This is a genomic window from Azonexus sp., from assembly GCF_049652925.1.
Taxonomy (GTDB): Bacteria; Pseudomonadota; Gammaproteobacteria; order Burkholderiales; family Rhodocyclaceae; genus Azonexus.
Map to the genome: position 1 here is coordinate 172,598 of NZ_JBASFI010000002.1, position 13,531 is coordinate 186,128.

Below are 13,531 nucleotides of genomic sequence, written 5' to 3' on the forward strand. Positions count from 1 at the left end.
CGATGTTCCGTGGTCATCTGCGGCATATTAGTCCGGATGACTCCTGGAAAGCTTCTTCCTGATCTCTCTCCCGTCATCGGGCTGCATGGGGCCATCAAGAGACAGTCAGCTTCGCGCAGCGAATGAGAGTTTCAGACTGATTCCGACAAGATCGCACATGAATAGCCAACGGCCGGGCCACCCTGTCATCTGCCGTTCGGCGTCGGCATGCTCAGAGAAGGCATTGTGCAAAAAATGCCACATATAAAATTTGCATACCCATTGGCCGCAAACTTCTGCAAGCCGGCATGATTTTTCGATGGTTCAGGCCTGAGATACAGGCAACCACTTTAGTAAAATCTCGAACAGTCGTTCTGGGTCAACCGGCTTGGCGAGATGGTCGTTCATTCCTGCCTCCAGGCAGCCTTGGCGATCTTCGTCGAATGCGTTGGCCGTTATGGCCAGAATCGGGGTGTTCTGGTATCCGGGCAGGGTACGGATCACCCGTGTCGCGTCAACGCCGTTCAGGTTCGGCATCTGCATATCCATCAGGATCAGGGCATAACGGTTTTGTTTAGCCAGCGCAACGGCTTTGTTTCCGTCTTCGGCTAGATCGACCGCCATACCAACTTCTTCCAACAGTTCCCTTGCGACCTCTTGATTGATCGGTTCATCCTCCACCAACAGAATGCGTGTGTTGGCATGTTCGGTTCGCAGACGTTCTTCTGCGGAACGAATGTTTTTTGACCGTGCCGGCATAGCGACTTCTGTCGCGTTATCCATCCTGGCGGTGAACCAGAACGTGCTTCCCGAACCCAGCAGGCTCTCGACTCCGATTTCGCCAGCCATCAGATGCGCAAGCCGCTTGCTGATCGCCAGCCCCAGGCCCGTACCTCCATATTTTCGCGTCATGGAGCCATCAGCCTGCTCGAAGGCAGTAAAGAGGCGTTTTTGATCCTCTGCTGAAATGCCAATGCCGGTGTCTTGTACCTCGAAGCGCAGCATGACGTTGTCCGGGCTTTCTTCGGCCACCCGGATGCAGACGGTGACTGATCCGTGTGTAGTAAATTTGAGCGCGTTGCCTATGAGGTTGAGCAGGATCTGGCCGAGGCGAAGGGGATCACCTTGCATCGATAGATGAGCGACTTCTGGTGGTAAATCGACCCGTAGCTCGATCCCCTTCTCCTGGAACCGGTGGCCGATCAGACTCATGAGACTTTCCAGAACTTCGCCAAGCTTGAAATTTCGCTTTTCTAGCGTCAAACGGTCGGCCTCGATCTTTGAAATGTCGAGGATGTCGTTGATGACGTGAAGCAGATGATGGGAGGCGTTCGTGACCTTGGTCAGTTGGCCGATTAGTTTCGGGTCGCTCGCGTGGCGCAATGCCAGTTCGGTCATGCCGATGACGGCATTCATCGGGGTACGCAGTTCGTGGCTCATGTTAGCCAGGAAAGTGCTCTTAGCGACATTGGAAGCTTCGGCAGTTTCCCTGGCTCGTTCCAAATCGGCAGTGCGCTTTTTGACGAGCCCTTCGAGGTGGTTTCGGTGATTCTCAAGTTCGGCCTGAGCTGCCTTGAGGGGAGTAATGTCTGACACTAGGACATAAAAGCCCCGTATTTCTCCGTCCTGTGCGTCCGGAATGTAATGCGCCTGGGAATGTCGTACGATCGAGCCGTCTGGCGCGGGAATATCACGTTCGAAAATCTGCGGCTCGCCTCGCAACGCGGCCTCGATGTACGGCTGGTTGAGGTGGAAACGCTCTTCGCCGATGACGTCACGGATATGCTTGCCGGGAATCTGTTCGGGATTGATTCCAAACCAGGTGGCGTAGGCGTGATTGGCAAACCGGTTGTGTAAACTTGCATCCCAGTAGCCGATCATCGATGGCAGATTATCGAGGATCGACCTGAGGTCGTGCTCGCTCTGCCGCAGCCGAGAACGTTCTATATCGAGTTCACGATATGGTGCCCAGACTCCCGCGACAAACAAGGCGCGATAAATCATCACATAGGCGATTGCCTTGTATACATGGCCTAACAGATTGAAAACGTCGGTTACGTCTGCATAGATCGTAAAGAACATTTCGGCCAGCCCCTGAATCCAAGCGGCAGCCGCGAGCCAACGCAAATCCTTATTCTCGGTGTGACGGCTAATTACATAAAGACGAATGGCTGCGATGCTGTAGATTGCAGCAAGAAGATATTCCAAACCGATCTTTAATCCCGTTAGTCCTTGACCCTCAATAAACGTATGCGGGAGCCACTCTGCATGGGCTAAGCCAACCCACCAGATCGTGACGGCAAGGGCGAGAGCTGATCCAATAACTGCGTTGCAGGTTACAGATGGCCATTGCCTTGGCGGCAATAAAGCCACGGCGAGGAGCGCTCCTGCTGCGATATAACGGCCAGCCAGCCAAAAGTTGATTGCCTTCTCCGGACTGCTTGGTGTTAGCAGAGGCGGCATTCCCGCATAAGACAGGGCGTGAGCAAAATCAACGATGGCAACAGCTAGAAATCCGGCACCGAGTATGACTCGATGACTGTTTATTCCTTGGTGTCGGAGGTTCCACACCAGCGCAAATACCATCGCAGAAACTGCCATAGCGATGAATTCGAGAAAAGTATGCAGCGGCAAGTAATTTGAGGGGGAGTCAAAGAGCTTTGCCGCCGGAAGCATCTGGCCAAATACCAAAATGAGTGTAAGGCTGGCTACCCATAACACTTCCGGTGACCAGTCGACTAACCAGCCCCTGACTGCGGCATCCTCAATTTGCTTAATTGAAACATCGGAGGTCAGCGGTTGAATCTGCATGTGTCGATCAGTTACTCAATCTTTGTCGCTCCATTATCTCGGAAACCTTGCCGAGAGACTAGGTCATTCGTACATGAACAGAATCACGAAATTCGAACCATTTGAGTGGCAGATTGATCCCGAATACCGGCCTCTCGAAGTTGATTTGAATGACATTTTGGGTGACTGTTCTGGCTGCGGTGCTGACCTTGATTGAAAAAACCTGAACGTTTCTTCAGGGCACTCAATTTCCGCCGACACAGGTACGCCAATGATGTGATTTCGGCTGCTTATCGACGATTCGATTGGGTAGTCGAGTAATCGGGATTGCTGCAGCCAACCAGGCTTTCTACGGTCAACCGGGAAAAACATCCAAAATTGAAATGCAAAAACCCCGGCTAGACAGCGCCGGGGTTTTTGCTTGTGGCGGGTGACGACTCAGGCGTCGCGCAGGGCCAGGGTCCAGGCTTCCATGGCTTCGTTGGCCGGTTGCATCGGCGCTTCCATGAAGCTGATGACGTACTTGTCGCCCATGTCGGCGATGCCGATGGAGCGGGGGCGGACGGCGAGCATTTGCGGGGTCGGGATGGCGAAGCCGAAGCAGAAAATGACGTCGACTGCGGCCTTCATGCCTTCGACGATGGGGCCGCCTATTTTGCTGGTGTGGGCGTAGTGGTCGAAGACGTCGATGAAATGGACTTTCGGGTTCTCGGCGATCTTGCCCTTGTAGTAGGCGACAAGAGAATCGACGGTGTTGTGGGTGGTTTCGGTCTTGGCGATCTCGGCGACGAAGATGGGATATTTTTCCTGGAGCATGGTCTGTTTCATGGCTTTTCCTGTGCGGTGATTAATAAGCAAGCTTGATGTTGATGGCAGTTTCCGGCCCGGTCAGGTCGAAGGCGCTGTCGGCGAATTTGGGCGGCCCCATGACTTTCGGGTTGTTGGACAGGCCGTAGCCTTCGGTCGGGAACATGCCGAAACGCAGGTTGAGTTTCTGGTCAAGGTTGTCGTCGTGATAGGCCATGACGGCGTAGCGGCCGGGTGGCAGGCCGGTGAAGACGAGTTTGGCGTCGCCCTTGGCGGCCGGTAGTGAAACAACTTGCACGGCCTTGTCTTCCTTGCGGAAGGTGTCCGGTTCGCGGTACAGCGAGGCGCGCAGATTGCCGGTGGCGTCGCGCACGCCAAGCAGGTTGACGACCAGTCGGCTCTCGTCGGCCTGGCTATGGCCGGCGGCGAGCAGGCAGCCGAGCAGCAGGCCCTGAATGGGCAGGCGCGGGGTCGAGCGGCGGCTCAGAAGCGGGGTGATGTTACGGGGTTTAGTGGTGATGTTCATGGCCTTGGCAATGGGTGTTGTCGGGGAGTGGCAGGCGGTCGAGTTTGTTGTCCAGGAAGGCGCTGACGGCGCTGTCCGGGTCTTCTTCGAGGGTTATGACGGATAGGATACCGCGTTGCATGAGCTTGTGGTACAGGCCGTTGCCCATGCTGCCGGTGATCAGTACATTGATGCTGGCCAGTTCGTCGGCCATGCCGTGCTGGCGAGCGTGGAAACTGTCCTCGATGGGGAGTTCGACGAGGTGCTTGTCGGTGACGGCGCCTTTTTCAATATCGTAAAGCCAGAATTTGCGGCATTTGCCGGCGTGTTCGGTAATGTTTTTCCGGTTTTGGCTGGTGACAGCGATTTGCATGATGTTTCCTAGAAAATGGGGGGCAGCCGTCCGTTCTGCATCAAACGCAGGCAGGCCAGCAGGAAGAAAATGACGGTCGCCGCTCCCGAGAGCAGGACACGACCAATGAGATTGCGGGGGACGAAACCGACGCCGCGCACAAAGCCGGCGCTCATTGCGCCGAACAACAGCGTGGCGGCCGTGTGATCGGCCGCGCCAGCGGCGTCAGTGGCCATGCCGGGCAGAATCGTCATGACGACGAGGATGAGCAGGGCCAGCAACAAGGGCAGCCAGGCCAGGCCGGGTTTGTCCGGCTCGCCTGATTGCGCTTCAGTTTGGCTGGTCATCGGGGGTGGTCGGGCGCAGCGAGGCGAGACGGGCTTCTTCGTTGTCGCCCCAGAGGGCGTTGAGGATGGCGAGCAGTACGGCGAAGCCGATACCGAGCGCCCAGGCGAAATACCACATGGCTAATTCCTTTCAGGCTTTGTCCTGTTCGTCGGCACCGATGATCAGGCGCGTGTCGGTCAGGTACTGGTGGGGCGGCACTTCGAGATTGGTCGGGGCCGGCTTGTTCTTGAAAACACGGCCGGCGAAGTCAAACGTCGAGCCGTGGCAGGGACAGAGAAAACCACCCGGCCAGTCGGCACCGAGCGCCGGGTCGCCGGGGGTAAAAGCCGGTGAAGGCGAGCAGCCGAGGTGGGTGCAGATGCCGACGGCAACGAGCATTTCCGGCCGCCGGGAGCGCGTTTCGTTGGCAGCGTAGGCCGGCTGCTGGTTTCTCTCGGAGGCCGGGTCGACCAGCATGGGTTCGGCTTTCTTCAGGGCGGCCAGCATTTCCGGGGTGCGGTTGAGAATCCACACCGGCTTGCCGCGCCATTCAACGATCATCATGTTGCCTGGAGCCAGCTTGCCGATATCGACTTCGACCGGCGCGCCGGCTGCCTTGGCCCGCTCGGATGGCATCAGGCTGGTGACGAAGGGAACGATGGCCGTGACGGTGAGGGCGCCGCCGACGCCAACGGTGGCCATCAGCCACTGTCGGCGGGCCGGGCTGTCGACGGTGGTGAAGGATGGGCCCTGGCAGATGCATTCAGACATGGAAGACTCCTTAGTAAGCGGCGTGCTCGTTTTCGCGGATGTAGGCGGCGGTGACCTTGCCGGCCATCACCTTGTATGCCCAGCTGGTGTAGACAATGATGAGCGGCATGAAGATCAGGGTTGCCCAGAGCATGATGTTCAGCGTCAACTGGCTGGAAACGCTGTCCCAGACGGTGAGGCTGGAGCGCAGGTCGGTGGATGAGGGCATGATGAACGGGAACAGCGAAACGCCGGCCGTGCCGACGATGCCGAGGATGGCCAGCGACGATGCGACGAAGGCGGCCAGCGTTACGCCGTTGGCGGCGAGCAGCATGGCGGTCAGGGCGCCGGCATAGGCGAGGACCGGCAAGAGCATTGTGGCGGGATGGCGGCCGTAATTGGCCAGCCAGGCACCGGCTTCGCGCACCACGGTTTTGTCGAGCGGATTGGGCAGCGCGCCCGGGGTCACCGTCGATGTGATGGCGTAGCCATCAATCCCTTGCCACAGCCAGATGCCGGCTGCCGTGAAGCTGACCAGCAGCAGCCCGCCGAAGATCAGCATGGCGGTGCGGCTGCGTTGATAGACGGCATCCTCCGTGCGATGCATCAAATAGATCGCCCCGTGGAAGGTGATCATCGCCGTTGATACCACGCCGCAGAGCAGGGCGAAGGGATTGAGCAAACCCCAGAAGCTGCCGCTGTAGGTCGACATCAGATTGTCGGCAAAGCTGAAGGGCACGCCCAGGAACAGGTTGCCGAAGGCGACGCCGAAGATCAGCGGCGGCACGGCGCCGCCGACGAACAGACCCCAGTCCCAAGTATTGCGCCAGGTCGCGTTGGCGATCTTGCTGCGGTAATCGAAACCGACCGGGCGGAAGAACAGCGCCCAGAGCACGGCAAGCATCGCCCAATAAAAGCCGGAGAAAGCGGTGGCATAGACCAGCGGCCAGGCGGCAAAAATGGCACCACCGCCGGTGATGAACCAGACCTGGTTGCCGTCCCAGTGCGGGCCGACGGTGTTGATCACGATGCGCCGTTCGACGTCATCCTTGCCGACGAAAGGCAGCAAGGTGCCAACGCCCATGTCGTGACCATCCATGATGGCGAAGCCGATGAGCAGGACGCCAACCAGCAGCCACCAGATGATTTTCAGGGTTGGATAGTCAAGCATGTTCTTTCCTTGTGAATCGGGGTTGGGGTGCGGTGCTCAGTGGGCATCGGCGACGGCGAGCTTGAGCAACTTGCGGAACTGGGCTTCGGAAATGGCCGCCTGAATGCGGTTGACCGTGGCGATCTGCGCTTCCGTCGCTTCGCGTTTCAGCCGCACCAGTTCATCCAGCCGGGATTTGATGTCGGCCACGCCCTGGCGCTGGTAGAGAACGTCGTTGGCGATGGCCTGTTCCAGCTTTTCCGCCTTTTGCAGACGCGACATGACTTGCAGCGGCGCTTCGGCCATCAGCTCGCGGACCAGTTGCTTTTGCGCTTCATCAAGCCCCAGTTTGCCCGCCTGGCCATTGGCCGTGCGCAGGATATGCGGCAGGTTGGCCGGGAGAATCAAGGCGTAGTCCACGGTCTCCGCTTTCATGTGCGCCTCGTGCGGTGCTTCGGCCAGGGAAGGCGCAGCGTTGAGTGCGAGCAGGAGCAACAGGGTGGTGAATTGGATTTTCATTGTGGGGTTTCCTCAGGCGTGGGCGTATTCGTTGTCATAGCGACCGGTACCGAGGCTACCCGGCCCCAGCTTGGCAAACTTGAACATCAGGTACATCTCGACGACCAGAAGGACCGTGTAGAAGCCGATGAAGCCGGCCAGCGAGCCGTACAGGCTATTCACCGACAGCGTCGACACTGACATGTGGGTAGGCAGCACGCCGTAGATGGTCCAGGGCTGCCGACCGTACTCGGCGACGAACCAGCCCAGTTCGCAGGACAGCCAGGGAACCGGCAGCATCCACAGGGCGGAGCGCAGGAGCCAGGGTTTGTCGGCGAAATTGCCCTTCAGCGAATAGACCAGCGCCGCGCCGAACAGGCCGAGCATCAGGAAGCCGAAGGCGACCATCAGGCGGAAGCTCCAGAATAGCGGCGTGACGCGCGGGATGGTGTCGACGACGGCTTTTTCGATGATTTCCGGGGTCGATTGGCGAACGTCGACCACGTATTTCTTGAGCAGCAGGCCAAAGCCGAGATCCGCCTTGTGTTCCTCGAATTCGGCCTTCATCGCGGCATCGGCCGGGTTCTTGCGTAACGCTTCGAGAGCGACGACCGCTTCCTGGCCGGAAAGGATGCGCTCGCGGTTCTTCTCGCGGATTTCCCGAATGCCGGGGATCTGCTTGTCGAGCGAGCGAGTGCCGATGATGCCCATGACCCATGGAATCTCGATGGCGAAGTCGTTTTTCATCTCTTTTTCGTTGGGAATGGCGATCAGATTGAAGCCAGCCGGTGCCGGTTCGGTTTCCCACATCGCTTCCATGGCGGCCAGCTTGGTCTGCTGGGCTTCGCCGACGGTGTAGCCGGATTCGTCACCGAGCACGATGACCGAGCAGATCGAGGCGAAGCCGAAGGCGGCGGCGATGCGGAAGCTCTTTTTGGCAAACTCGACGTCGCGACCGCGCAGCAGGTAGAAGGCCGAGATCGAGAGGACGAACATGGCGCCAGTGACATAGCCGGCCGAGACGGTATGGACGAACTTGGCCTGGGCGTCCGGATTGAACAGCACGGCCCAGAAATCGACCATCTCCATACGCATCGTCACGTAGCTGAATTCGGCCCCGACCGGATTCTGCATCCAGCCGTTGGCGATCAGGATCCACAGGGCCGAGAGGTTGGTACCGACGGCCATGAGGATGGTGACCAGCAGATGCTGGCGGCGTGACAGGCGATCCCAGCCGAAGAAGAACAGGCCTATGAAGGTCGATTCGAGGAAGAAGGCCATCAGGCCTTCGATGGCCAGAGGTGCGCCGAAAATGTCGCCGACGTAGTGCGAGTAATACGCCCAGTTGGTGCCGAACTGGAACTCCATGGTGATGCCGGTGGTGACGCCAAGCGCGAAGTTGATGCCGAACAGCTTGCCCCAGAAGCGGGTCATATCTTTGTAAATCGCATGGCCGGTCATGACATAGACCGTTTCCATGATGACCAGGATCCAGGTCATGCCGATGGTCAGCGGCACGAAAAGGAAGTGATACATCGCGGTGACGGCGAACTGCAGGCGCGACAGATCGACGAGTTGCTCACTGAACATGGGGGTTTCCTGAGTGATGATTGGGGCTGGCTGCTACGGCCGGTGCCGCGAGATGCGTGGCAATCCGCTCGCTATCCACCTCGACTTTGGCGTCGCGCACGAAGGCCCACCACAGCCCGATGATCACCATCAGCTTGATGATCACGAGGAGCGTGAGTTCGTGGCGAAGATTGACGGGCTTGCGGGGCATTGGACGTAAACGGGATTTAAATATCAGTATTTACTTATCAAGACTCGTGCCAGCCTTCATCACCGAATAATTCTCCGTTTGATCAATGGGATGGAATGGGTGCGACATTCGGTCGCAGGGGCATTTTGGCTGTTTTTTGGTGGTGTGTTGCCGTATTTGGCGGGCAGATTGCCATTATTGGCAGCAAGGGGCGTTTGCCCTTGGAGCCCTTTGTTGACCGATCGGCATGGGCAATGCCACGGTCAACCAGGAAAAAGGGCGAAAATTGAAAGCGGGCAGACGACTGGCTGCTTACGCTGCTGGGGCTTTCGCCGCAAGCCGCAAGCCGCAAGGACTTGGCTGCTCCTCAGGCATTAGTTCTGGGGCTGTTAACAAAAAAAGGGCGGAGACAAGCTCCGCCCAAAACGCAAGGTCCTGCCGGATTAATCAGTGATGTTCGTCGATTTCCTCCCAGCCGGTAATCATCGCCTTGATGTGGGCGAAGACCGTATGGCCGGTTGTCGTCAGATAAACGTGGATGAAGAAGAAGGCGGTGATCATGTAGGCGCCGAGGGTGTGCAGCACTGCCACCGTTTCCAGTGACAGGTTCTGGTCGATGCCCAGACGCGCCCAGTCGCCGTAGAACAGGTAGAAGATCCCGGTGCCCCAGAGCAGCGGCGAAATGAAAGCGAGCAGGGCAAGGTAGGCCAGGCGTTGCAGCGGATTGTGCTTCTGGACGACAGTTTTGTGGAACGGATGCGGTGCGTTGGTGAAGATGCCGACCGTGTAGTACTTGATCATCGCCCCGACATTCTTCAGCGAAGGCAGGTACTGCCGCCATTCGCCGGTGGTGAATTGCCAGAAGATGGTGAAGGCCCACAGGGTGAGTAGCGTCCAGGCAGCCAGGCTATGCAATTGCACTGCCTTTTGGAAGCCGATCAGGGTGTAGCTGCCATGGACCTCGAAGCCGGTGATCATCATGATGATGATCAGGAGCGCCTGCGACCAGTGCCAGAAACGCTCGTAGCGCTTGTAGATGTAGATGCGTTCGCTCATTTTGCATTCTCCTTGCGGCGGCTGAGGATACGGACGATGCCGTGGAGCAGGCCGCCACCGATGGCGCCGGCGATCATCAGCCCGCCAAAAAGGTCGACCAGTTTGTTGTTGTCACGGCCCGGCAAATAGATGTCGGTGATTGCGCTCAGGCGGCCATCAGCGGCCCGGGTGTGACACTCCTGGCAAGGTACGGCTTTCTCTTTTGGGGCAACCATGTGGGTAATGAACCAGTTCATCTTTGTTTCGATGAAGCCGAACTTGCCGCTGTAGGGCAGGCCGGCATAGTCCATCCCCGCCTTGATCGACTTGGCATAGTCATAATTCCGCCAGAGCGAGGTGTCGTCATCGCCGAAAACATGGTTGACCACCAGGGTCTTGTTCTCGGTGTCGTAAGGCTGCTTGCCGCGCATCACTTTGAACGGCCAGATGCGCGCATTCGGATCACTGGCCGAGCCTTCGACACGATTGAGTTCGAGGACCTTGCTGTCGTCGATCTTGTCGGTGATGGCGACAGGGTGGACGATGCCGTTGTACCACTTGTATTCGGGGCGGACATTCTCGCCATATTCGAAATCACCCTTGGCCGCCGAGTACTTCAGGTGGCCGTGATCATCCTTGACGAAGAGCGGTTTGCCATCCGGACCCATCTTGCCGGCTGTGGACCAGTCCCACAGCATCTTGGTAGCGACGCCGCCCCGCGCAAATTCGGGAATATGGCAGGTCTGGCAGGCCACCTTGTTGGTGTGGGTGTTGATCTTGGCTTCCTTGTGCGGCGTGAAGCCGTGGCAGGATTCGCAAGTGGCCCGGTTGTGATCGTCCTTGGGCAGGTCGAAACCATGCTTGTCCTTGGCGGTTGCAGCATAACGGCTGCCGGATGGCTGGTGCGCATTGAACGTATGGCAGTCAGCGCAGACCAGATTGGCACCGTCCTTGGCCATGTGTACATCGAGCTCACGCGATGGATTCTTCAACGATGAATCCAGGTCGCCGTGCTTGACCGCATCGCCGCCGCCGCCATTGAAGTGGCAGGCGCCGCAGTTTGAGCGGCCTGGTTTGCCGACATGCTGGGCGATCTTGGTCAGGTCAGGGGCCTTGAACATTTTTTTGCCCGGTGGCCCTTCCATCGGCTCGAACTCCCGGTCCGCATACAGCGGGTGGCCGGCATCGGTGCTGAATTTCTTGTAGGTGCCGGTGTTGTCATGGCAGGCCAGGCAATCGACGTTGTCCTGATTCGTGAAGTCGAAATTCTTGTCGTTCCAGCCGTAACCGGCGTGGCAACTAGTGCAGCGTGCTTCGTTGGAAATCGGCGAGCCGCAGAAGTTATTGGCTGCCCATTTCTTGCCGAGGGTCTTGCCGGTGGTCGGACTCTTGGTTTCCCAGGTCCAGTGGATACTCTTCATCACCTGATGTCCGGCCGTGTTGTGGCAGGACAGGCAAGCCTTGGTCACTTCGGGGCCGGTTTTGAATGGCCCCTTCAAAGCGTCGAGCTTGCTGTGATCGGTCGTCGATTTCGATATTTCAGCCTTGCTGACGGTTGGTGGGGGCACCGGTCCTTCCGCTGCCTGAGCGAGTAATGCCGCTCCCAGCAAGGCCGCCCCAATAAGCCTGCGTACATGATCCATTGTTTAGTCTCCTCTAATTTTTGGCGGAACTGATGACCTCTCCGGAATCGGAGGCCTCATTGCTCGCAGGCGTACAACTACTACCTTAGTAAAGAATATAAGCAAATTTTAATATACATCTGATCCAGATCAAATCCCCTGTTTTCTGATGACCAGACATGAACGCTCATCTCATGGCCATGGCTGACATGCTAGAATCGCAGCATTGTCTTGAATATCTTGAGGAAAGCAGCGAAATGGCGGAAGTTAACACCAGCTACGTGTCCGATCACCAGACTTGGATGAACGAGCAGCTCGAAAAGCATCCTGAGTGGGTCGAAGACCAAAAAGTCGGTCGCGCCCTGTGGTGGGACAAGAAGCAGGACGTGGACAGCTCGGCGCGCAACGCTGGCTCCAAGGTGTCGCAGAAGCCTTATCCCTACGATGTGAATTTCTACGGCGAATAATTGCTGCTGAATTCCAGATGTAAAATCTATGGTCAGCCCGATTTTTGCATGGGGGATTGGTGTTGATCTAAAGAGGGCTTGAGCAGATCTATCCGGCGTCGAATTGGGAGATTGATGTTCCGCGCCACGATGAGAGCCACCCCTGGCAAGCCTCAAAAAAGCCTCAACATGTGATTACTGTTTTTAAGTAAGGGTTCTTTGCCAGTCCGTTGTGCCGTTTAGTTCATCACGTGATCTACCGTCGCAAAACTAGGTGAGTTACAAAATGGTGAAGCGACACGTCAGGTCGCTGTAACTGTCTGATGCGGTTGATTGGGTGTTCCCTTGGCGAGGTTGGCCCAGACGATCCTTGCCATTTTGTTGGCCAAAGCGCAAGCCATGATATTAGTGGTCAATGTTCGGTCACGCACCAGCGCCTCCCGCACCCGATACGTGGCTGAGATCGCCTGCTGGCTTTCATTGCGCGGACTGACAAAGCACATGTAGGGCGGCTTGCTGCCTCGCAGATGGCTTGGGCATCGGCCAAGTCGTTCTTGTTGCCCTGGACGAAGGGTTTCACGAATTGTGGTGAGATCAACTTCGCCTCGTGCCTCATCGCCATGAGCCGCCGCGCAATCCAGTGCGCTCCGGCGCACGCTTTCATATCGATACGACAGGCCGGAACATTCACGACGTGCGCCAGCATCTGGCTCCGCAAAAGCTTCTTGCGAAATACCATGCGACTCGATGCATCCTGACCGTGTAGGTGGAAGCAATGCTTCCCTGGAGCAATCCCAATAAGCGTATCCTTGTTCATGATCGCCTCCAGAAGGATAAATCCCCGCTCAGCTTACCGCTGGCGGTGATCGGGCTGACCATCTCATTTATAAAAAAGCCCCCGTCGGGAAACTAGCGGGGGCTTTTTCGTGGGGGCAGTGGGCGGCATGCGTGAGGTAAACCTATGTCACGATTTTCACAAACACCTGTGCATCTATGCAATTGTCCACTATCCCTGCAGCCATTGCATGTGCTGCTTCGCGCATCGCCACCGATCGTCGCCGCCAGCCTACATCGCGCGGGAATTCCACTGTTACCCCGATGCGGCATCCTTGCCCACGGTTTTGCCTGTGCCCGCTGTGCTGGCCGCGGGCGCAACTGCCTGGCTGGCTGCTTATTCCTGCAAGGGACCCGACGTCTACCAATTCTGCGATACCCGCCGCATGATTGAGATAGTCGCCTACCTTGCCCGCCACGTCATCCAGCGCTTGCCAGTTCGACAGTGGTTGCTCTCGGTTCCCAATCGCCTGCGCTACTTCCTGTAGACTGAGCCCACCATCCACAACTTGGCCCCGCACATCTTGCTCTCGGGGGTGGAGCGGGGGGGGCGCAAGGCAGCATCGCCCGCATTGGCGCAGTCGCCTTCCTCCCTATGAGAGCCTCAAGCCAAGCCCCGGCAGCAGTGTCAGCCTGCTCATGACACCGCTTGATCTGATCGACCGACTGGTCGCCCT

The 13,531-nt window shown here is 57.7% G+C and carries 14 protein-coding genes and 2 pseudogenes; 2 read left to right on the forward strand and 14 right to left on the reverse strand.

Features of this window, described 5'->3' with window-relative positions; genetic code table 11:
* Positions 1 to 303 precede the first annotated feature (303 nt).
* The 13 genes from WBK19_RS00980 to WBK19_RS01040 all read right to left on the reverse strand — a co-directional run bounded on the left by WBK19_RS00980 (position 304) and on the right by WBK19_RS01040 (position 11,520).
* The gene (locus WBK19_RS00980; RefSeq protein WP_511286104.1) at positions 304 to 2,790 is read right to left on the reverse strand and encodes an MASE3 domain-containing protein; all 2,487 of its coding nucleotides are present in this window, start codon (positions 2,788 to 2,790) and stop codon (positions 304 to 306) included.
* Positions 2,791 to 3,207: 417 nt separating this feature from the next.
* Positions 3,208 to 3,597, reverse strand: coding sequence for a DUF6858 family protein (locus WBK19_RS00985; RefSeq protein WP_511286106.1), 390 nt, complete (start codon positions 3,595 to 3,597; stop codon positions 3,208 to 3,210).
* Between the two features lie 19 nt (positions 3,598 to 3,616).
* On the reverse strand, positions 3,617 to 4,102 hold the full coding sequence (locus WBK19_RS00990; RefSeq protein WP_511286108.1) for a DUF2141 domain-containing protein: 486 nt from the start codon (positions 4,100 to 4,102) through the stop codon (positions 3,617 to 3,619).
* Positions 4,086 to 4,454 (reverse strand): NifB/NifX family molybdenum-iron cluster-binding protein, encoded by a 369-nt coding sequence (locus WBK19_RS00995; RefSeq protein WP_511286110.1) that lies wholly within the window; start codon positions 4,452 to 4,454, stop codon positions 4,086 to 4,088. Before WBK19_RS00995 ends, WBK19_RS00990 begins: the two co-directional genes overlap by 17 nt.
* An 8-nt stretch (positions 4,455 to 4,462) precedes the next feature.
* Positions 4,463 to 4,780 (reverse strand): cyd operon YbgE family protein, encoded by a 318-nt coding sequence (locus WBK19_RS01000; protein WP_511286112.1) that lies wholly within the window; start codon positions 4,778 to 4,780, stop codon positions 4,463 to 4,465.
* Positions 4,764 to 4,898: a cytochrome bd-I oxidase subunit CydX gene (gene cydX, locus WBK19_RS01005; RefSeq protein ID WP_494647515.1), complete on the reverse strand. Its 135-nt coding sequence runs from the start codon at positions 4,896 to 4,898 to the stop codon at positions 4,764 to 4,766. The genes WBK19_RS01000 and cydX overlap by 17 nt, the downstream gene beginning before the upstream one ends.
* Before the next feature lie 12 nt (positions 4,899 to 4,910).
* The gene (petA, locus tag WBK19_RS01010; RefSeq protein WP_511286114.1) at positions 4,911 to 5,531 is read right to left on the reverse strand and encodes a ubiquinol-cytochrome c reductase iron-sulfur subunit; all 621 of its coding nucleotides are present in this window, start codon (positions 5,529 to 5,531) and stop codon (positions 4,911 to 4,913) included.
* A gap of 10 nt (positions 5,532 to 5,541) precedes the next feature.
* Positions 5,542 to 6,681 carry a cytochrome d ubiquinol oxidase subunit II gene (gene cydB, locus WBK19_RS01015; protein ID WP_511286116.1) on the reverse strand — a complete coding sequence of 380 codons (1,140 nt, stop codon included), beginning with the start codon at positions 6,679 to 6,681 and terminating at the stop codon, positions 5,542 to 5,544.
* A 36-nt stretch (positions 6,682 to 6,717) separates the two neighbouring features.
* Entirely contained in the window at positions 6,718 to 7,179 is a 462-nt protein-coding gene (locus tag WBK19_RS01020; RefSeq protein WP_511286118.1) for a hypothetical protein, read from the reverse strand.
* A gap of 12 nt (positions 7,180 to 7,191) precedes the next feature.
* Complete coding sequence (locus tag WBK19_RS01025; RefSeq protein WP_511286120.1) at positions 7,192 to 8,748, reverse strand: cytochrome ubiquinol oxidase subunit I; 1,557 nt, start codon at positions 8,746 to 8,748, stop codon at positions 7,192 to 7,194.
* Positions 8,738 to 8,938 carry a cytochrome oxidase putative small subunit CydP gene (gene cydP / locus WBK19_RS01030; RefSeq protein ID WP_511286122.1) on the reverse strand — a complete coding sequence of 67 codons (201 nt, stop codon included), beginning with the start codon at positions 8,936 to 8,938 and terminating at the stop codon, positions 8,738 to 8,740. Before cydP ends, WBK19_RS01025 begins: the two co-directional genes overlap by 11 nt.
* Positions 8,939 to 9,364: 426 nt before the next feature.
* Entirely contained in the window at positions 9,365 to 9,973 is a 609-nt protein-coding gene (locus tag WBK19_RS01035; protein ID WP_511286124.1) for a cytochrome b/b6 domain-containing protein, read from the reverse strand.
* The gene (locus WBK19_RS01040) at positions 9,970 to 11,520 is read right to left on the reverse strand and encodes a tetrathionate reductase family octaheme c-type cytochrome (RefSeq protein ID WP_511286126.1); all 1,551 of its coding nucleotides are present in this window, start codon (positions 11,518 to 11,520) and stop codon (positions 9,970 to 9,972) included. Before WBK19_RS01040 ends, WBK19_RS01035 begins: the two co-directional genes overlap by 4 nt.
* A gap of 233 nt (positions 11,521 to 11,753) precedes the next feature.
* Between WBK19_RS01040 and WBK19_RS01045 the strand changes: the two genes are divergently transcribed.
* The gene (locus WBK19_RS01045) at positions 11,754 to 12,041 is read left to right on the forward strand and encodes a DUF3460 family protein (RefSeq protein WP_511286128.1); all 288 of its coding nucleotides are present in this window, start codon (positions 11,754 to 11,756) and stop codon (positions 12,039 to 12,041) included.
* Positions 12,042 to 12,424: 383 nt separating this feature from the next.
* On the opposite strand, the pseudogene WBK19_RS01050 reads toward WBK19_RS01045, so the two are convergent.
* Positions 12,425 to 12,837, reverse strand: a pseudogene (locus tag WBK19_RS01050) (transposase); the annotation flags it as partial.
* 282 nt (positions 12,838 to 13,119) lie between these two features.
* Between WBK19_RS01050 and WBK19_RS01055 the strand changes: the two are divergent.
* Positions 13,120 to 13,339: pseudogene (locus WBK19_RS01055) on the forward strand (IS91 family transposase); the annotation flags it as partial.
* Between the last annotated feature and the right edge of the window lie 192 nt (positions 13,340 to 13,531).